Raw genomic sequence first — 18179 nt, 5'->3', positions numbered from 1 at the left:
GATGGCATTCGTGATCGAATCCCGGTTTCCCCGAGTCACCAAGCGCGTCAAGCGAGTTGGTGACAGTCTCGACTCCGTCGGCAAGCACGCCGTGTTCTACGCGCAGTCGATTGCCTCGGTGCCGAGGGCATTGACCCATTACCGCACCGAGACCATTCGGCTGATCGCCGAAATCTCCATGGGCACAGGCGCACTCGCTGTTATTGGTGGAACCGTCGTCATTGTCGGATTCCTTACGCTGGCCGCGGGCGGAACCATCGCCGTGCAAGGTTACAGTTCGCTCGGCAATATCGGCGTCGAGGCGCTCACCGGATTTTTCGCCGCATTCATCAACGTTCGTATTGCGGCGCCGGTGATTTCGGGAATCGGACTGGCGGCGACACTGGGCGCGGGTACCACCGCACAACTCGGGGCCATGCGCGTCTCCGAGGAAATCGACGCCCTCGAGGTCATGGCCATTCGGCCGGTGCCCTTCCTCGTCGGCACCCGGATCCTGGCGGGCATGCTCGCCATCATTCCGCTGTACTCGCTGGCCGTCATCGCCTCCTTCATCGCGAGTCGCTTCGCGACAGTGGTGATCTACGGCCAATCGGCGGGCGTCTACGACCACTACTTCGAAACCTTCCTGATTCCCAGCGACATTCTGTGGTCGTTCGCCCAGGCGATTTTCATGGCCCTGGCGGTCATGGCGATCCACACCTACTACGGCTTCCACGCCGCGGGCGGTCCGGTCGGTGTGGGAGTCGCGGTGGGTAACGCGGTGCGGGCCTCCCTGGTCGCGGTAGTCACTGTGACACTGCTGATCTCGCTGGCCATCTACGGCACCTCCGGCAATTTCCATCTCTCCGGGTAGGCGGGACATGGTTGGCACGCAAGAACGCGGCTCGGCCCCGATAGGGTACGGCGGCATCCAGAAACCAAGAGCCAAGCGGACTCTCGAACAACCGTGGGTGATCCGACTGGCCGGACTCGGCATGGTGCTGGGCATAGTGGCGGTCTTCGCCTTCAGCCTGGTCATGTTCGCCGGTGGCTTCGAGAACACCGTGAAGGTGACCGTCGACGCGCCGCGCAGCGGCCTGGTGCTCGACCCCGACGCCAAGGTGAAGCTGCGCGGGGTGGAGATCGGCAAGGTCTCCGCGATCGAGAACACCGCCACCGGCGCGCAGTTGGTGCTCGCCCTCGATCCCGACCAGTTGAAGATGGTGCCCGCCAATGCCGAGGTGGATATTCGCTCCACCACGGTCTTCGGCGCGAAGTACATCAATTTCATTGCCCCGCAGAACGCTTCGAGCGAATCGATGAAGCCGGGCGCGGTGGTGCGGGCCAGCGCGGTGACGGTCGAATTCAACACCCTCTTCCAGCATCTCAACGATGTGCTGAACAAGGTGGAGCCCGAGAAGCTCAATGCCACACTGCAGGCGCTGGGTTCGGCGCTCGAGGGCCGCGGCGCGAAGATCAACCAACTGCTGGTCGACAGCGACGCCTTCCTGCGCGAGATCAACCCCTCGCTGCCGACCTTGCAAGAAGATCTCCAGAAGACCACGCAGGTGACCGGGCTCTACTCCGACACCGTGCCGGATCTGTTGCGCACCACCGACAATCTCCAGGTCACCGGGGCCACGCTGGTCGATCAGGCGGGCGATCTCGACGCGGTGCTGAGCAATCTCATCGGGTTGGCCGATACCGCCACTCCGATCCTGAACGAGACCGAATCGCCTCTGGTGGAAGCACTTCGGCTGCTGCGTCCGACCACGGACACCCTCTACGAGTACCGTTCCGCCGTCGGCTGCGTCATCAACGGTCTCGGCCCGCTCATGCCGCTCTACGGCCAGATCTTCGGCGGCCGCTACCCCGCGGTCTCCATGAACGCGAGCATCATGCCCGCCGGTGAGCCCTACAAGTACCCGGAGGACCTGCCGAAGGTGAACGCCACCGGCGGCCCGCACTGTGAGGGCATCGGCGACTACCAGCCCGGCGACAAGGCCAACTACCTGGTCACCGATACCTCGGAGGGCCATGTCTGGCAGCCGCAGACCACGCCGAAGCCCAGTGAGGGCACCGTCTTCCAGCTGCTGTTCGCCGGACTGCCGGGGGTGAAGTAGTGAAGTTCAAGCCACGCGCGGTCACCGTCAAGCTCGGGCTGTTCACCCTCGTCATGGTGCTCATCCTGGGCATGCTCGGGGTGGTCTTCAGCCAGGCGCGGTTCTCCCGCGAGAACTCCTACAACGCGGTGTTCACCAGCTCGTCGGGCATTCTGCCCGGCGCGAAGGTGCGCATCGCGGGCGTGCCGGTCGGATCGGTGACCTCGGTGGAGGTGGGCGAGGACCATCTCGCCCACGTCGAATTCGACGTGGACCGCAAATACCGGCTCTACAGCAGCACCATCGCCGCCATCCGCTACGAGAACCTCGTGGGTGACCGATACATGGAGCTGCTCGAGGGGCCGGGCACCGCGCAGGTGCTCTCCGAGGGCGCGACCATGGGCACCGACCGCACCAAACCCGCCCTGGATCTGGACATGCTGCTCGGCGGTATGAAACCGCTGCTGCGCGGCCTGGATCCGGCGCAGGTCAACGACCTCACCGAGGCGCTGCTGCAGATCTTCCAGGGGCAGGGCGGCACGCTGGTGTCGCTGCTGAACAGCTCCGGCTCCTTCGGCAAGACCCTCGCGGAGCGAGATGCCTTGATCGGCAGCGTGATCGACAATCTGAAGTCGGTGCTGACCACCATCGACGACCGCGATCAGCAGTTCGCCACCACCTTGGACGAATTGCAGCGCCTGGTCAGCGGTTTGGCCGCCGACAAGGATCCCATCGGCGACGCCATCCCGCGTATCTCCGGTGCCACGGGCGATCTCACCAATCTGCTCGCGCAGGCCCGTCCGGATCTGAAGAACACCGTCGAGCAGCTCGGGCGCACCGCCCAGAGTCTCGACGACCAGTCCGGCGAGGTCGAGTGGATCATTCAGAACCTGCCGGAGGCCTACAAGAAACTGGTCCGCATCGGCTCCTACGGTTCGTTCCTGAACATCTACGTGTGCGGCACCGACTTCCTGGTCGACGGCCCGGACGGGAAGCCGCTGCTGATCAAGCTGCCCGGCTCGCAGACCACCGGAAGGTGTGCGAAGTGAACGACGAACGCTCACCCCTGATCAACTACGGCATTGTCGGCATCGTGCTGGCCGTGACCATCTCGCTGGCCTCGCTCCAGTTCGACCGGCTGCCGTTCCTGGCCTCGGGTCTGCAGTACACCGCGTACTTCGGCGATGCCGGTGGACTGGTGCCCGGCGACCAGGTACAGGTGGCGGGAGTGCGGACCGGCCGTGTCGAGGAGGTCTCGCTCGACGGCGGGAAGGTGCTGGTGCGCTTCTCCATCGACAGCTCGATCTCGTTGGGGGACAAGACCCGCGCCGCCATCAAGACCAATACGGTGCTGGGGCGCAAATCCCTGGAGGTGACCCCCGAGGGCGGCGGCCATCTGCGCAAGGACGAGCCGATTCCCCTGGAGCGCACCGCATCCCCGTACTCGCTCAACGACGCGCTGGGCGATCTCGCCACCACCGTGCACGGCCTGGACATGGAGCAGGTGAACACCACCCTGGACGCGCTGTCCACCACGTTCGCCGACACCCCCGCGCCGCTGCGCAACGCCCTGGACGGCATCACCGCCCTGTCGCGCAGTATCAATACCCGCGACCAGGCGCTGACCGATCTGCTCAGCAAGGCCCAGGGCGTCACCAAGGTGCTCTCCGACCGCGCCGCCAAGATCAGCTCCCTGCTCGTCGACGGCAACGCGCTACTCGGTGAACTGGATGCCCGCCGCACCGCGCTCGGCCAGATGATCCAGTACGTCAACGGACTCGCCCAGCAGCTCACCGGATTCGTCAACGACAACGAGGCACAGCTGAAACCCACGCTGGACAAACTGAATTCGGTGCTGGACCTGCTGCAGCGCAACAAGCAGGATCTCTCCGACGCGCTCGACGCCCTCGGCCCCTACGCGGGCGCGCTGGGTGAGCAGGTCGGCAGCGGCCCGTACTTCCAGGCCTACATCTCCAACGCGACGAGCAAGGGGCTGCAGCCTCTGGTCGACGCGCTGGTCTGGCCCGAGCATCTGCCCGCCGACCTGAGGTCCTACCTCGACAACGGCACAACCGGTGGGCCCGGCATCTTCCCCGGACTGACGGAGCCCGGCAAATGAACGCACTGAAGAACAACATCGGAAAGCTGCCGCGCTGGGCGTTCGTCGTCGCCCTGGTGGCGGTGCTCGCCATCGTCGGCTACTTCGCGTACCCGTCGCTGAGCCGCATCGGCACCACCCAGATCACCGCGCACTTCCCGGCCACCAGCGGTCTCTACGCCGGTGACCAGGTGCGCGTGCTCGGGGTGCGGGTGGGCACCATCGACGCCGTCGACCCGGGCAAGGACCAGGTCACGGTGAAGATGACCATCGACCGCGGGGTGGACCTGCCCGCCGACGCCAAGGCCGTGATCGTCTCGCCGTCGCTGGTGTCGGCGCGCTTCGTCCAGCTGGCCCCCGCCTACACCGGCGGGGAGAAGCTCTCCGATGGCGGGACCATTCCCATCGAGCGCACCGCCATTCCGGTGGAGTGGGACGACATCAAGGCCGAACTGTCCAAGCTGGCAACGACTCTCGGCCCCGTCGGCAATGACGAGCAGGGCTCCTTCGGGCGCTTCGTCGACACCGCCGCCGCCAACCTGGACGGCAATGGCGAGGCCTTCCGCAACACCCTGCGGGAACTGTCCGGCGCGCTGAACACCCTGTCGGACGGGCGCACCGACCTGTTCGCCACCATTCGCAATCTGCAGCAGTTCGTGGACGTGCTCTCCAAGAGCAACGACCAGATCGTGCAGTTCGGCGGGCGGCTCGCCTCGGTCTCCTCGGTGCTGGCCGGTGTCTCCACCGATCTCGGTGCGGGACTGGAGAATCTGGACAGCGCGGTCGCGGATGTGCAGCGCTTCATCGAATCTCGCGGCGGCGCGCTGACCGAGGGCGTGGACCGCATGGCCGACGTCACCCAGCTGCTGGTGGACAAGCGGCCGGAACTGGAGCGGGTCCTGCACTCCGGTCCCACCGCGCTGGTCAACTTCTATCAGCTCTACAAGCCCGCGCAGGGCTCGTTGACCGGTTACCCGGTGCTCACCAACTTCGCCGACCCGATCAGCTTCCTGTGCGGCTCGGTCGAGGCGTTGGAGACCAACGACTCCGACAAGAGCGCGGACCTGTGCGCCCAGGTGCTCGGCCCGGCGATGAACAACCTGGCCATGAACTACCCGCCGTTCATGCTCAGCACGCCGACCAATGCGACCGCCCACCCGGAGCAGCTGGTGTACAGCACGCCCGAGGTGGCCGCCCAGGCCGGATCGGGGCCGCAGGGCGCGGAGGTCACCGTGCCCGGCAGTCTCGCCGAATTGGCTCTTCCGGGAGGCAACTGATGGGAACTCTCGTTGGCCGTAAACGGATGGCGGGCCTGGCGATCGGTATCGCGATCGCCTTGGGAGCCACCGGATGTCAGTGGGACGGGTTGAACTCGCTGCCGATGCCGGGTGCCGAGGGCACCGGTGAGGGCGCCTGGGAGATCAAGATCCAGATGCCGAATGTCACGACGCTGACCCGCAATTCGCCGGTGCGCGTCAACGACGTCGCGGTCGGCTCGGTCACCGGAATCGAGGTGGAGGGCTGGCACGCGCTGGTCACCGTGAGCCTCGAGCCGGGTGTGCAGCTGCCCGCCAACGCCACCGCCAAGATCGGGCAGACCAGCCTCCTCGGCAGCAATCACCTGGAGCTGGCCGCGCCGACAGACGTTGCGGCACAAGGGCAATTAAAGGCCGGAGATGTCATTCCGCTGGAGCGGGCGGGTGCCTACCCGACCACCGAGCAGACGCTGTCCTCGCTGTCTGTGGTCCTCAATGGCGGCGGCATCAGCCAGCTCGAGACCATCACCAAGGAGCTGAACACCGCGCTGAGCGGCAATACCGACGCCATTCGGGATCTGTTGCCGCAGTTGAATTCGCTCATCGGCACCCTGGACGCGCAGACCACCGACATCATCGCGGCCATGGGCGGGCTCGACCGGTTCTCCGGAATCCTGGTGCAGCAGCAGGATCAGGTGGCCTCGGCCATCGAGAACATCCACCCCGCGCTGACCGTGCTCGCCGACCGCCGCGAGCACATCACCGGCGCGCTCAGCGCGCTCGGCGGACTCAGCGATGTGGTGTCGCGCATCGTCGACAACGGCGGCGACAACCTCACCGCCGACCTCGCGAATCTCTGGCCTCTGCTGGAGGAGATCGCCAATACCGGCACCAATCTCAGTGCGGCACTGGGTATGTTGCTCACCTTCCCGTTCTCCATGCACGATATGGACGGCGCGGTGCGCGGCGACTACCTGAATGTGAAGATCACCTACGACATCACCGCCGCGCGACTGTCCAAGAACTTCCTCACCGGTACCCCGTTCGGTCCGCGCCTGGCCGGTATCGAGGGTGCGCTGGGGCAGCTCGGCGGCACCCCCGGCGCTCCCGTCGATCCCAAGACGGCTCCGCTGAACCAGCCGCAGACGCCCGCCCCCGAGCCGAGTATTCCTGGGCTGCCGTCGATTCCGGGGCTCCCGGCCATTCCGGGTCTCACCGTGCCGCAAGGGAGTGGACAGTGAAGCTCACCCGCTTCGTCAAGATTCAGCTGGCCATCTTCACGGTGCTGACCGTTATCGGCATCGCGGTCATGGGCGGCCAGTACGTGCAGCTGCCCGCCATGTTCGGCATCGGGCGCTACGACGTGACGGTGCAGTTGGCCGCCACCGGCGGGCTCTACGAGAGCGCCAATGTGTCCTATCGCGGCACCAATGTCGGCAAGGTGAAGGAGGTTCGGCTCACGCCCAAGGGGGTGGACGCCGAACTGTCCATCGACAGCGACTTCAAGATCCCCTCGGATGTCGATGCCTGGGTGCGCAGCGTCTCCGCGGTCGGCGAGCAGTACGTGGACCTGGTTCCGGCCGAGAATCCCAAGGGCGGCAACCTGTCCGACGGTTCGGTGGTCCCGGTCGAGCGCACCAAGCTCCCGCAGGATGTCGGCACGCTGCTCGACCAGACCGACCGGCTGCTCAACAGCGTGGCCGACACCAAACTGCGCCAGGTCATCGACGACGCGTTCAAGGCCTTCGACGGCTCCGGCCCCGAACTGCAGCGGTTCCTGGACTCCGCGTCGCTACTCATCCAGGAGGCCAAGAACAACACCGGTGCGACCAAGGATCTGATCGAGAAGATCGGCCCGCTGCTCGACACCCAGATCGAATCCGACGCCGCCATCCGGTCGTGGACCCAGGATCTGGCCACCCTCACCGACCAACTGCGCGAACACGATCCGGCGCTGCGCAATGTGCTGGCCAAGACGCCCGGCGCCGCCACCAGCGCCACCCAGCTCTTCCAGGACATGAAGCCGACCTTGCCGCTGCTGGCCCGCAATCTCGCCAGCGTCGGCCAGGTCAGCTACGTCTACAACGCCGGTATCGAGCAATTGCTGGTGGTCTTCCCGCCGCTGGTCGCCGCGCTGCTGACGGTCGCCTTCGGCGGTCCGCTGGAGTACGGCGCGATGGTCGACTTCATGGTCAGCGTGAATGATCCGCAGGGCTGCACCACCGGCTTCCTGGCGCCCGAACAGCGGCGCTCGGCCGCCGAGCGCGACGCCCCCGACACCCCGGACGGGCTGTACTGCCAGGTTCCGCAGGACGCGCCGTTCGCGGTCCGCGGTATCCGCAACACCCCGTGTATGGAGTATCCGGGTCGGCGCGCGCCCACCCCGGAGATGTGTCGCGATCCCAACGGCTACCAGCCGCTGGGCGACAACCCGCCCTTCGGCGACCCCAACCCGGTCGCGCCGTCGGGCGAGCCCGCCGCCGGTGCACCCACCGAGACCCAACCGGCCTCCGTGCAGACGCGGACGTACGATCCGCTTACCGGTACTTTTCTCGGACCCGACGGTCGCACGTATCGTCAGGCCAATATCGGGGAGGACGGCTCCGGGGTGGTCCCGGCGAGTTTGACAGCGATGGTTCAGGAGCAGATTCGATGAGTGACACCGGTGAGGTGAACAAGCGAACCCGGCGGCGCGCTGTGCGCTCGGAAGGCCCGCCGCCGGAGGAGCAGAACGCCTCAGCGGGGTATGAGACCACCGTTGCGGCCGAGGCCAAGACGGCAAAGCTCGAGAAGGGCAAGCTCGAGAAACCGTCGCTCGAGAAACCGTCGGCCGCGCCGAGCGGGAAGGCCGTCGAGGTCGACAAGACGGCCGCCCGGGACGAGACGGCCGAGGAGACCGCCACCGAGCGCATTCCGCAGCCGCCCGTCACCGAGCCCGAGCCGACCGAGGTCGTCGAGGTCGTTCACACCACCGAGGGCATCACGCCCGAACAGTCCGCCACCGAGTCGAACGCCGAATCCGAAGCGCCCGCAGCCGCTTCGGCGGGCAGGCGCTTCAGCTGGGAGCGCGTTCTCTCCGCGGTGGCCGTGGTGCTCGCCGTCGCCGTCGTGGCCGCCAGCGCCTGGGTCATGCACCTGCGCAGTGAGGCGTCCGCCCAGGACGCCCTGCGCGCGGACTACGTCCAGACCGCCAAGCAGGCCATGCTGAACATCACCAATATCAGCGCCGATACCGCCTCCGAGGACATCAAGCGGGTGCTGGAGGTGACCTCCGGCGACCTCGCCGCCGAGTACGAGCAGCGCAAGGACGATTACGCCGGAATCGTGCAGAAGGCCGAGGTGAAGGCCCAGGGCGAGGTCGTCGAGGCCGCCATCGAGAGCTCCGACGACAACACCGCCATCGTGCTCGTCGCCGTCAAGCAGACCCTCACCAATGCCGGGGCCGAAGGTCCGCAGCAGCGCCAGTTCCGCTTCCGCGTGACCATCGCCCACACCGAGAAGGGTTTGGCCGCAACGCAGATGGAGATGGTGATATGAGCAAGGCCGCCGCGAAAACCCGTGACCTGCTGATTCTGGCGGGCACCGGCGTACTGCTCGTCGCCACCCTCGTCGTCGGCACCTGGGTGGGCTACGGCTACTGGCAGGACCGCCAGGTCGATGCCGCCCGCGAGGACGCGCTCGCCGTGGCCCGCAGCGCCACCGAGGCCATGTTCGGCTACAACTTCAAGACCATCGACGACCAGATGGCCAAGGTCTCGGAGAATATGACCCCGGACTTCAAGGAAGACTGGAAGAAGGTCACCGACACCGTCCTCGCGCCCGGCGCGAAGGAGAAGGAGCTGGTCGTCCAGGCCACGGTGGTGGGCAGCGGCGTGATCAAGGCCGACGCCGACCACGTCGAGGTGATGGTCTTCCTGAATCAGAAGAGCACCGGCAAGGATCCGGCCAAGGGCACCGTCGATGCCAGCCGCCTGCGGGTGAAGTTGGACCACGAGGACGGTCGCTGGCTGGTGGCCGACGTAGACCCGATCTAGAGTTCTGGGGTTATCGAAAGACCCTAGGACTCAGGACAACTCAATGGGCAAGACACAGACGCCGTGGACCGCGGCCGATATTCCGGATCTGCGCGGGCGGGTTGCCGTGGTCACCGGTGCCAGCGCCGGGATCGGGGTGGCGACGGCGTTCCTGCTCGCCGACAGCGGCGCGCACGTGGTACTGGCGTGCCGGAATCTCGACAAGGCGGCCGGAGTCGCGGAGTCGATTCGCGTGGGTGCTCCCGAGGCCGAATTGTCGCTGGTGCGACTGGATCTCGCGTCGCAGGAATCGGTGCGCAAGGCCGCGGCGGAGCTGCGCGCGGAGTTCGAGCGGATCGATCTGCTGATCAACAACGCGGGCACCGTCACCATGGAGCCGACGCGCACCGAGGACGGTTTCGAAACCACCTTCGCCACCAACCATCTCGGCCATTTCGCGCTCACCGGGCTGCTGCTGGACCGGCTGCTCGCCGCCCCCGCCGGACGGGTCGTCTCGGTCACCAGCCGGGCGTTCGGCAAGGCAATGACCGCCGAGGACATCGACGACCTGGTGCACGGCGCACAGCGTTATCGAGGTCTGCGAGCGTACGCGCAGTCCAAACTGGCCAACCAACTCTTCATCCTGGAATTGCAGCGTCGACTCAACGGCACCGCCGCCGACCTCATCGCGACCGCCGCGAATCCCGGTGTCGCCCAATCGGATTTCCAGAACAACTTGGGCCCGGTCATCCGCTTCCTGTCGCGCCCCACCTTCAAGTGGATGTCCGACGCGTTCAAGCAAACCCCCGAGATGGGCGCACTGCCAACGATCCGAGCGGCCGTCGACCCGACTGCGCGCGGCGGCGAATTCTTCGGCCCCAGCGGCCGAATCAAGGGCTACCCGGTGCTCGACGAGCCTGCGGCGGGTGCCACGGACCCTGAGCTTGCCGCGCGGTTGTGGGAGAAGTCGGAGGAGCTCACCGGGGTTGTCTACCGCTTCGGCGAACAGGCTGAATGAGCGGTGGGCCGTTGGCCTAGCCGGTCGAAAATCGCTCCAAGAAACCGAAATTCGGCACCTCGGAGCGATTTTCGACCGCTCAGGACAAACTCACCGGCGCGGCGCCGGATCCACATCGTCATCGGTCAACAACGCACTCCCCGCGACCCGGTCCTGAGCCAGGGCATCCAAGAAGGCGCGCGCCCACCGGTCGACGTCGTGGGTCAGGACCTGGCGCCGCATGGCGCGCATGCGACGGCGGCGGGCATCGCGGTCGTCGTCGATGGCGGAGGAGATGGCCTCCTTCACACTCTCCAGGTCGTGCGGGTTGCACAGGTACGCCTGGCGCAGTTCGCCTGCCGCGCCGGTGAATTCGCTCAGTACCAGGGCGCCGTTGAGGCCGCCCTGGCAGGCCACGTACTCCTTGGCGACCAGGTTCATGCCGTCGCGCAGGGGGGTGACCACCATGACGTCGGCGGCCACGAAGAAGGCCACCAGCTCCTCGCGCGGGATGGGTCGGTGCAGGTAGTGCACGACGGGGTAGCCGACGCGGGCGTATTCGCCGTTGATGCGGCCCACCTGGCGTTCGATATCGCCGCGCATCTGGATGTAGGACTCCACGCGCTCGCGGCTCGGGGTCGCCAGCTGCACCATGACCGTCTCGGCGGGGTCGATCTCGCCGTCGGCGAGCAACTCTTCCAGCGCGGCCAGGCGGATGTCGATGCCCTTGGTGTAGTCCAACCGGTCCACGCCCAACAGGATGGTCTTCGGATTGCCCAGCTCCGCACGGATCTTCGCGGCGCGCTCACGGACCGAGCGGCGGCGCGAGTACTCGTCGAGTTCGGTGGAGGCGATGGAGATCGGGAACGCGCCCACCCGGACGGTGCGGAAACCCACCTGCACCACACCGAGTTTGGAGCGCACGCCCACATTGCCGCGCGAGGTCGGCTGGCCCGCGAGGCGGCGCGCCAGGTACAGGAAGTTCTGCGCGCCACCCGGCAGGTGGAAGCCGATCAGGTCCGCGCCCAACAGACCCTCGATGATCTCCGTGCGCCAAGGCATCTGCATGAACAGCTCGACCGGCGGGAACGGAATGTGCAGGAAGAAGCCGATGGTCAGATCCGGGCGCAGCATGCGCAGCATCTTGGGCACCAGCTGCAACTGGTAGTCCTGCACCCAGACCGTCGCGCCCTCGGCCGCCACCTTCGCGGTGTGCTCGGCGAAACGGCGGTTCACCGCCACGTACGCCTGCCACCAGTCGCGGTCGTAGACCGGCCGCACGATCACATCGTGGTACAGCGGCCACAGCGTGGCATTGGAGAACCCCTCGTAGTAGTCGGCGACCTCCTGGGCCGACAGGGGTACCGGGAACAGGTCCAGACCGTCCTCGGTGATGGGATCGAGGTCGACGTCCGGCACACCCGCCCAGCCGACCCACGCGCCCTTGTTGTTGCGCAGCACGGGCTCCAGCGCGGTCACCAAACCACCCGGACTGCGCTTCCAGCGGGTGGAGCCGTCGGGTAGTCGTTCCAGGTCGACGGGTAGTCGATTCGCGACGACCACGAAACCGGAGCCGGAGCCGTCCTCGGGAATCAACGCACCCGGACCGCGATAGGCGGCCACGGGCACTCCGTCGAATTCGTCGGGCTCGTTGTCCGGTCGGGGTTGGGAGTCGTCGGTCTGTGTCATCTGTCCACTCGATCCTTTTGCCGTATCGGGAGCCCGTTGGAGTTGTCTGTTGTCCGTTCGCCTCAGTCGGCCCGGGCGCTCGGCCCGATGCCCAGCATGGACAGCAGCATCCGGCACTCGTCGGCATCCGTGGCGTAGGCGGCCACGACGCGCTGCGCCTGGCGTGCGGTTTCGTCGGCGAGCGGTTCCAGATCGTCGTCCGCGATGTCCTTGGCGCTGCTGTTCGCGGCCATCATCGTGTCCTCTCGGGGTGTCTGTGCACAGGTTGCGAGGAGTCCATGTTATCCGGCCTCGGGTTGGGGACCGTCCGCTCGGTGTAGGCGATGCCCCAAAAGCAGTGGTGAGAAACGTTCGGACGCCCGGTGGGGATACGGTGGAGGTGCGGACGACAAGGCACCGCACGAGTCAATCTGATGAAGGGGTCGCTGCAATGCCGTTGGCCACGGTGAACGGAATCTCGCTGAACTACCAGGTCAAGGGGGACCGTGCCAAGGGCACCGACGTCAAGGGCGGCGGTCCGCTGGTGGTCATGATCATGGGCACGGGCAGCCCGGGCCGGGTGTGGGAGCTGCATCAGGTGCCCGCGCTGGTCGCCGCGGGATACCGGGTGTGCACCTTCGACAATCGCGGTATCGCGCCCTCGTTCGAGGCCGCGGGCGGTATGACCATCGACGATCTGGTGCGCGACACCGCCGGGCTCATCGAATTCCTCGACGAGGGACCGGCGCTGGTGGCTGGCACCTCCATGGGTGCGCGGGTGGCCCAGGAACTCGCGCTCGCCCGCCCCGACCTGGTGCGCAAGGCCGTGTTCATGGCCGGGCACGGGCGGCTCGACCAGTTCCAGAAGACGCTGTCGCTGGGCGAGCACGAACTCGATGCCAGCGGGGTGAAGCTGCCCGCCAAATACGATGCCGCGCTCACCGCCGTCATGAATCTGTCCCCGGCGACCATGGCCGATCCGAATTCGGCCCGCGACTGGCTGGACCTGTTCGAATTCACCGGCGGCCCGGTCTCGCCCGGCGTCCGCGCGCAGCGGCGCATGGACCACGATTTCGAGCGGCTGGCGGCCTACCGCGCCATTACGGTGCCGTGTTTGTCCGTCGGATTCGCCGATGACCGAATGATCCCGCCCTATCTCTCCCGCGAGGTGGCCGAGGTCATTCCGGGCGCGCGCTACCAGGAAGTTCCCGATGCCGGGCACTTCGGCTACCTGGAACGGCCCGAAGCCGTGAACAAGATCCTGCTCGATTTCTTCGCTGCGTGAAGGTAACCACCAACTCGTAACGCTTGCCTTGCTAGGGTCGAATCAACGTCGGGGGTTCGTTGGAGGCTCGTGGGTGACAACCGAGTGTTCCAGCGTTCCGTCAGCGTTCCCGTACACAGCGCCAGTATCCAGTGAGGTGAAATGAGCACCAATCCCTTCGATGACGAAGACGGCCGGTTCTTCGTTCTGGTCAACGACGAGGAGCAGCATTCCCTGTGGCCCGCTTTCGCCGAGGTTCCGGCGGGTTGGCGGGTCGTATTCGGCGAGGACAGCCGTGCTGCCTGCGTCGAGTACGTCGAGAAGAACTGGACGGATATGCGTCCCAAGAGTCTGCGTGACGCCATGGCGGCCGATGACGCGGCCCGCCAGGCCGCCCAGTCCTGACCTAGCGAGATATCGCTGCGGCCCCTCGTCGGGCCGCACAGTGGGGTTCTGGGATCAGCTGCGTAGGAACGGTGACCGACCGCGATCGCCCGACATTCACCTGTCGCGCGATCGCGCCGGTTCTCTGACCTTCGCCAATGTCCAGGCTGGATCCGGCTTTCCGCGCAGCCGGTCCACTTGGTTATGATGACTCCGCTTCCGCCTCCTTAGCTCAGTGGTAGAGCACCGCTCTTGTAAAGCGAAGGTCGTCAGTTCAATCCTGACAGGGGGCTCTGCGAACAGGGGCGGTGCACGTGAAGTGCACCGCCCCTGAAACATCCGTGCCCCCAACGCGACAGCGCTGGGGGCACGGGTCTTCGGTCAGGTCTCAGGATCGCACGCCGGTCGCCTTCGCCACATCGGCGAGCATGCGGTCGGCGGCCTGGACGCCGATACCGGACATCCAGGTCTCATCGGGTACCTCGAAGACCTTGCCGCCCTTGACGGCTGGCAGGTCGAGCCAGACCGGATTGGTGGTGACGGCGGTCTTCTGGGTTTTGCTCGGATCGTCGATGGTGGCCACGAAGACGAGGTTCGCGTCGGCCTTGTCGATCTGTTCCGGGCTGATCTCGAGCATGATCTTCTTCGGATCGGTGGAGATCTGCGAGGCCGGTCGGGGCAGTCCGATATCGCCGAGCACCACGCCGCTGAAGGAGTTGCTCAGGTACAGGCGGGTCGGTCCGGCCAGGAAGCGGATGACCGAGGCGGTCGGCAGCGTGCCGTTGTTGGCGGCCTTGATCTGCTCGCCGAGGGCGCGGGCACGGTCCTCGTAGGCGCGCAGGGCGTCCGCGGCCTGCTGGTCCAGGCCCAGCGCCTTGCCGTGCACCGCCAGATTGGCCTTCCACGGGCCGCCCGTGGTCTCGGTGAAGACGGTCGGGGCGATACCGGAGAGCTTGTCGTAGATCTTCTCGTGGCGGACCTTCGACGACAGGATCAGATCCGGCCGCAGCGAGGCGATGCGCTCGAGGTTGGGCTCCAGCAGCGGGCCGACATCGGTGACGCCCTCGGTCTTGTCCTTCAGGTAGTCGGGGAAGCCGCCGAGGGTCTTGGTGTGCGGTACGACCGCGCCGACCGGCGTGATGCCCAGCAGCGTCACCGTATCCAGCTCCGCGGTGTCGAGCACCACGATGCGTTGGGGCACCTTGGGGATGGTCACCTGCCCCATCACGGTGTCGAGGGTGCGGGGGAATGCCGCCGCGTCGGCGGGATTGCTGCCCGAATCCGTTGTGGCGGTGCCCTTTCCGCAGGCCGTCAGGCCGGTGATGCCGATGGTGGCCGCGACCAGTGCGGCCACGACGCGTCCGGATCCGCGCAGGCGGAACCCTCGTATGGACATGGTTCGTCCTCGTTTCGATGGTGGGGAATCAAGCCGGAACGACGCTGGTCGCCGCCGGGATGTGTCGCGCTCCGCGACGGGTGGGGATGACCAGCGGGGTACCGGTTTCCGGGTCTGGCACGACCCGGCAGTCGACGCCGAAGACGGTGCGCACCAGTTCGGCGTCGAGTATTTCGGCGGGCGGGCCCGCGGCGGCCAACCGTCCGTCGTGCAGGACGACGAGGTGATCGGCGTAGCGGGCGGCCTGGCCGAGATCGTGCAGCACCATGATCACGGTGCGGCCCGCCTCGGCGTGCAGTTCGGCGACCAGATCCAGAATGTCGAGCTGATGGCGCAGATCCAGGAAGGTGGTGGGTTCGTCGAGCAGCAACAGATCGGTGTCCTGAGCCAAAGCCAGTGCGATCCAGACCCTTTGGCGTTGGCCGCCGGAGAGCTGGTCGACCTGCTGATCGCGCAGATCGTCGGTTCCGGTGCGGCGCAGGGCATTCTCGACAGCGGACTGATCCGCGGCCGACCAGGGGCGCAGCATGCGCTGGTGGGGGTAACGGCCCAGCCGGACCAGCGCCTCCACGGTGATGGCCTCGGGTGTGATCGGTTGCTGTGGCAGCAATCCGAGCCGCAATGCCAGCGCGCGGGCCGACATGCGGTGGATATCGGCCCCGTCCAGGGTGACGGCCCCGCCCGTCGGGCGCAGCAGGCGCGAAAGTCCGCGCAGCAGGGTGGATTTGCCGCACGCGTTCGGCCCGACGATGGCGGTGACCGCGCCGCCGGGCAACTCCAGGTCCAGTCCGTCGATGATGCGTCGGTCCCCGTAGTGCAGTGCGAGGTCTTGGGTGGCGAGCACATTGGCGTCGCTCATGCGGTCCTCCGCGAAGTCGGGCTGCTCTCGCGCAGCATGAGTACGAGTAGCCAGGGCGCGCCGACCGTCGCGGTGACGACGCCGACCGGCACCGCGCCGGGCAGCACGTGTTGCGACAGCAGATCGCAGCCCACCAGCAGGGTCGATCCCACCAGGGCGGTGACTGCCAGCGTGGCGGCGGTGGGCGGGCCGACGAGCATGCGCACCAGGTGCGGAATGGCAAGGGCGACAAAGGCGATCGGTCCGGCGAGGGCGGCGGCCAGGGAGGCCAGCGCGACCGCGGTCAGCAGTAGACGGATGCGCGTCGAGGAGACCCGGACGCCGAGGGTGCCCGCGGATTCGTCGCCGAGGTCGAGCACGGCCAGGGTCCGGTACGCCACGAAGATCGCGAGCAGCACCACCGCGCTGGCGAGGGCCGCGCCCTGGACCTCCGGCCAGGTGCGCCCGTAGAGCGATCCGGTGCGCCATTGCAGCGCCGATCCCGCGAGCTCCTTGGGGAAGCGCACCAGGAAGAGGTTCACCGCCGCCGCCAGACCCGCCTGAATCGCCAGGCCCATGAGGACCAGTCGGCTCACCGGCAGCCCCCGGCTGCCGAGGACGGCGAGCAGGATGCCCGCGACGAGCCCACCGGCCAACGCGCCGAACGGAATCAGCGCCTGGCTCGCGCCGAAGGCCAGAATCACCACCGCGCCGAAGGACGCGCCGCCGGTGACGCCCATGACATCGGGGGAGGCCAGCGGGTTGCGGAAGATCCGTTGCAGCACAGCGCCGGACACCGCCAACCCGGCTCCGGCGATCAGACCGGCGACCAGGCGCGGCAGCCGAAACTGTTGCACCACATAGACATCACCGGCGTCCCCGAATCCGAGCGCGGCGCCCAGCGCGGCGCCGGGCGCCATCGGGAATTCGCCGAGCACCAGCGCCAGGGTGATCAGTCCGGCGAGCAGGGCCGCGGAGGTGACGGCCAGCACGGTGAGGCGCTGTCGGGCACGGGAATTCGCGGTCGCCCGCGGCGGGGCCGGGAGGGTGGCGATCATCGGGTGGCCCGCCTGCGCGCGAGGATCACCAGCAGCGGCGCACCCAGGAAGGAGGTGATGATCCCGACCTCGACTTCCGAGGGCGGTGCGATGAGCCGTCCGAGGATATCCGCGCCGAGCAGCAGCAGCGGTCCGGCGATGAGCACGCCGGGCAGCAGCAGCCGATGGTCGCCGCCGAGCACCAGCCGCACCAGATGCGGTGCGGCCAAACCGATGAAGAAGATCGGGCCCGCCACCGCGACCGCCGAACCGGCCAGCAGCACCACCGCCACCATGCCGACGAATCGAATGCGCGCCACCGGAAGTCCGAGCGCCGTGGCGGCTTCGTCGCCGAGCGCCAGCGCGTTGAGTGCCGGGGCGAGCATCAGGGCGAGCAGGGTGCCGACGACGATCGTCGGCAGCATGGGTACGAGGATGTCGAAGCCGCGTTCGGAGATCGAACCCGCCAGCCAGAACCGGGCCTCGTCGAGGGTGCGCTCGCTGAACAGCAGGATCGACGAGGTCCAGGAGATGAGCACCAATTGCAGGACGGTGCCGCCGAGCACCAGCCGGACCGGGTCCAGATCACCGGACCGGCGGCCCAGCGCGAGCGCGAAGGCCGCGGCGGCGGCCGCGCCCGCGAAAGCGAACCCGAGGTACTGCACCGGCTGGGTGAGCCCGAGCGTGAAGATCGCGATAACCACCGCGAATCCGGCTCCGGCATTGATGCCGAGCGTGGTCGGCGCGGCCAGCGGATTGCGCGTGACGCCCTGCACCACCGCACCCGCCAGGCCCAGTACCGCGCCGACCACCAGCCCGACCACCGTGCGCGGCCACCGCATTCCGGTCACCACCATGGCGTCGCGGCCCTGCCCCTGCCCGAGCAGCGCCTCGACCACGGCGGGCACCGGCACCGACCGCGCACCCAGGGCGAGGCTCAGTACGACGCACAGCAGCAGGGCGGCCAACCCGATGCCGAGCACCGGTATTCGCCAGCTCAGCGCGGCCGGGCGCGCGGCGTCCACAGAGGTCATGGGCGATGAGCTTAGGTTAGGCAGTCCTAATGTTGTCAATACGGTCGTTTCCCGTGCGTGGGAAGCGGGTCGGCTCCCAGGAAACTCCCAGCCAACGTCCAGGATCCTCACCT

Annotated in this window: 18 protein-coding genes and 1 tRNA gene; 13 read left to right on the top strand and 6 right to left on the bottom strand. The window is 67.2% G+C overall.

What is annotated here, in order from left to right; translation table 11 throughout:
- The first annotated feature begins 1 nt into the window (after position 1).
- The 10 genes from ACIBH2_RS26810 (at position 2) to ACIBH2_RS26765 (ending at position 10466) form a co-directional block, all read left to right on the top strand.
- On the top strand, positions 2 to 853 hold the full coding sequence (locus ACIBH2_RS26810) for an MlaE family ABC transporter permease (protein ID WP_397122257.1): 852 nt from the start codon (positions 2 to 4) through the stop codon (positions 851 to 853).
- Between the two features lie 121 nt (positions 854 to 974).
- Positions 975 to 2102 (top strand): MCE family protein, encoded by a 1128-nt coding sequence (locus tag ACIBH2_RS26805; protein WP_397123032.1) that lies wholly within the window; start codon positions 975 to 977, stop codon positions 2100 to 2102.
- The gene (locus tag ACIBH2_RS26800; protein ID WP_397122255.1) at positions 2102 to 3130 is read left to right on the top strand and encodes a virulence factor Mce family protein; all 1029 of its coding nucleotides are present in this window, start codon (positions 2102 to 2104) and stop codon (positions 3128 to 3130) included. Before ACIBH2_RS26805 ends, ACIBH2_RS26800 begins: the two co-directional genes overlap by 1 nt.
- Positions 3127 to 4200: an MCE family protein gene (locus ACIBH2_RS26795; protein ID WP_397122253.1), complete on the top strand. Its 1074-nt coding sequence runs from the start codon at positions 3127 to 3129 to the stop codon at positions 4198 to 4200. The genes ACIBH2_RS26800 and ACIBH2_RS26795 overlap by 4 nt, the downstream gene beginning before the upstream one ends.
- On the top strand, positions 4197 to 5456 hold the full coding sequence (locus tag ACIBH2_RS26790; protein ID WP_397122251.1) for an MCE family protein: 1260 nt from the start codon (positions 4197 to 4199) through the stop codon (positions 5454 to 5456). The genes ACIBH2_RS26795 and ACIBH2_RS26790 overlap by 4 nt, the downstream gene beginning before the upstream one ends.
- A complete protein-coding gene (locus tag ACIBH2_RS26785; RefSeq protein WP_397122249.1) occupies positions 5456 to 6676 on the top strand; it encodes an MCE family protein in 1221 nt (406 codons plus the stop codon). Before ACIBH2_RS26790 ends, ACIBH2_RS26785 begins: the two co-directional genes overlap by 1 nt.
- Positions 6673 to 8091 carry an MCE family protein gene (locus ACIBH2_RS26780; protein WP_397122247.1) on the top strand — a complete coding sequence of 473 codons (1419 nt, stop codon included), beginning with the start codon at positions 6673 to 6675 and terminating at the stop codon, positions 8089 to 8091. Before ACIBH2_RS26785 ends, ACIBH2_RS26780 begins: the two co-directional genes overlap by 4 nt.
- Positions 8088 to 8972 (top strand): hypothetical protein, encoded by an 885-nt coding sequence (locus tag ACIBH2_RS26775; RefSeq protein ID WP_397122245.1) that lies wholly within the window; start codon positions 8088 to 8090, stop codon positions 8970 to 8972. Before ACIBH2_RS26780 ends, ACIBH2_RS26775 begins: the two co-directional genes overlap by 4 nt.
- Entirely contained in the window at positions 8969 to 9469 is a 501-nt protein-coding gene (locus ACIBH2_RS26770; protein ID WP_397122243.1) for a h domain protein, read from the top strand. Before ACIBH2_RS26775 ends, ACIBH2_RS26770 begins: the two co-directional genes overlap by 4 nt.
- A gap of 43 nt (positions 9470 to 9512) precedes the next feature.
- A complete protein-coding gene (locus ACIBH2_RS26765) occupies positions 9513 to 10466 on the top strand; it encodes an oxidoreductase (protein WP_397122241.1) in 954 nt (317 codons plus the stop codon).
- A gap of 90 nt (positions 10467 to 10556) precedes the next feature.
- On the opposite strand, the gene ACIBH2_RS26760 is transcribed toward ACIBH2_RS26765, so the two are convergent.
- Positions 10557 to 12134: a trehalose-6-phosphate synthase gene (locus ACIBH2_RS26760; RefSeq protein WP_397122239.1), complete on the bottom strand. Its 1578-nt coding sequence runs from the start codon at positions 12132 to 12134 to the stop codon at positions 10557 to 10559.
- A 62-nt stretch (positions 12135 to 12196) separates the two neighbouring features.
- Positions 12197 to 12367 (bottom strand): hypothetical protein, encoded by a 171-nt coding sequence (locus tag ACIBH2_RS26755; RefSeq protein WP_397122237.1) that lies wholly within the window; start codon positions 12365 to 12367, stop codon positions 12197 to 12199.
- Positions 12368 to 12564: 197 nt separating this feature from the next.
- Between ACIBH2_RS26755 and ACIBH2_RS26750 the strand changes: the two genes are divergently transcribed.
- From ACIBH2_RS26750 to ACIBH2_RS26740, 3 genes are all read left to right on the top strand, one after another.
- Entirely contained in the window at positions 12565 to 13398 is an 834-nt protein-coding gene (locus tag ACIBH2_RS26750; protein WP_397122235.1) for an alpha/beta fold hydrolase, read from the top strand.
- Positions 13399 to 13539: 141 nt separating this feature from the next.
- Positions 13540 to 13782 carry an MbtH family protein gene (locus ACIBH2_RS26745; RefSeq protein WP_019931522.1) on the top strand — a complete coding sequence of 81 codons (243 nt, stop codon included), beginning with the start codon at positions 13540 to 13542 and terminating at the stop codon, positions 13780 to 13782.
- A gap of 200 nt (positions 13783 to 13982) precedes the next feature.
- Positions 13983 to 14054, top strand: a tRNA-Thr gene (locus ACIBH2_RS26740).
- Between the two features lie 95 nt (positions 14055 to 14149).
- Here ACIBH2_RS26740 and ACIBH2_RS26735 read toward each other — a convergent pair.
- From ACIBH2_RS26735 to ACIBH2_RS26720, 4 genes are read right to left on the bottom strand one after another with little or no spacing between them, the layout of a single operon-like run.
- A complete protein-coding gene (locus tag ACIBH2_RS26735; RefSeq protein WP_397122233.1) occupies positions 14150 to 15157 on the bottom strand; it encodes an ABC transporter substrate-binding protein in 1008 nt (335 codons plus the stop codon).
- A gap of 28 nt (positions 15158 to 15185) precedes the next feature.
- A complete protein-coding gene (locus ACIBH2_RS26730) occupies positions 15186 to 16016 on the bottom strand; it encodes an ABC transporter ATP-binding protein (protein WP_397122231.1) in 831 nt (276 codons plus the stop codon).
- Entirely contained in the window at positions 16013 to 17053 is a 1041-nt protein-coding gene (locus tag ACIBH2_RS26725) for a FecCD family ABC transporter permease (protein ID WP_397122229.1), read from the bottom strand. Before ACIBH2_RS26725 ends, ACIBH2_RS26730 begins: the two co-directional genes overlap by 4 nt.
- The gene (locus ACIBH2_RS26720) at positions 17050 to 18066 is read right to left on the bottom strand and encodes a FecCD family ABC transporter permease (protein ID WP_397122227.1); all 1017 of its coding nucleotides are present in this window, start codon (positions 18064 to 18066) and stop codon (positions 17050 to 17052) included. Before ACIBH2_RS26720 ends, ACIBH2_RS26725 begins: the two co-directional genes overlap by 4 nt.
- Between the last annotated feature and the right edge of the window lie 113 nt (positions 18067 to 18179).

This window comes from Nocardia sp. NPDC050406 (genome assembly GCF_044459025.1).
GTDB lineage: Bacteria > Actinomycetota > Actinomycetes > Mycobacteriales > Mycobacteriaceae > Nocardia.
Note: the sequence above shows the minus strand (reverse complement) of the source record. Positions and strands in the feature narration are given on the sequence as shown.

Coding starts and splice junctions, on each gene's coding strand:
- ACIBH2_RS26760 (WP_397122239.1), bottom strand. CDS start 12,134: ATGACACAGACCGACGACTCCCAACCCCGACCGGACAACGAGCCCGAC.
- ACIBH2_RS26765 (WP_397122241.1), top strand. CDS start 9,513: ATGGGCAAGACACAGACGCCGTGGACCGCGGCCGATATTCCGGATCTG.
- ACIBH2_RS26720 (WP_397122227.1), bottom strand. CDS start 18,066: ATGACCTCTGTGGACGCCGCGCGCCCGGCCGCGCTGAGCTGGCGAATA.
- ACIBH2_RS26750 (WP_397122235.1), top strand. CDS start 12,565: ATGCCGTTGGCCACGGTGAACGGAATCTCGCTGAACTACCAGGTCAAG.
- ACIBH2_RS26745 (WP_019931522.1), top strand. CDS start 13,540: ATGAGCACCAATCCCTTCGATGACGAAGACGGCCGGTTCTTCGTTCTG.
- ACIBH2_RS26735 (WP_397122233.1), bottom strand. CDS start 15,157: ATGTCCATACGAGGGTTCCGCCTGCGCGGATCCGGACGCGTCGTGGCC.
- ACIBH2_RS26775 (WP_397122245.1), top strand. CDS start 8,088: ATGAGTGACACCGGTGAGGTGAACAAGCGAACCCGGCGGCGCGCTGTG.
- ACIBH2_RS26770 (WP_397122243.1), top strand. CDS start 8,969: ATGAGCAAGGCCGCCGCGAAAACCCGTGACCTGCTGATTCTGGCGGGC.
- ACIBH2_RS26790 (WP_397122251.1), top strand. CDS start 4,197: ATGAACGCACTGAAGAACAACATCGGAAAGCTGCCGCGCTGGGCGTTC.
- ACIBH2_RS26730 (WP_397122231.1), bottom strand. CDS start 16,016: ATGAGCGACGCCAATGTGCTCGCCACCCAAGACCTCGCACTGCACTAC.
- ACIBH2_RS26725 (WP_397122229.1), bottom strand. CDS start 17,053: ATGATCGCCACCCTCCCGGCCCCGCCGCGGGCGACCGCGAATTCCCGT.
- ACIBH2_RS26755 (WP_397122237.1), bottom strand. CDS start 12,367: ATGGCCGCGAACAGCAGCGCCAAGGACATCGCGGACGACGATCTGGAA.
- ACIBH2_RS26785 (WP_397122249.1), top strand. CDS start 5,456: ATGGGAACTCTCGTTGGCCGTAAACGGATGGCGGGCCTGGCGATCGGT.
- ACIBH2_RS26810 (WP_397122257.1), top strand. CDS start 2: ATGGCATTCGTGATCGAATCCCGGTTTCCCCGAGTCACCAAGCGCGTC.
- ACIBH2_RS26805 (WP_397123032.1), top strand. CDS start 975: ATGGTGCTGGGCATAGTGGCGGTCTTCGCCTTCAGCCTGGTCATGTTC.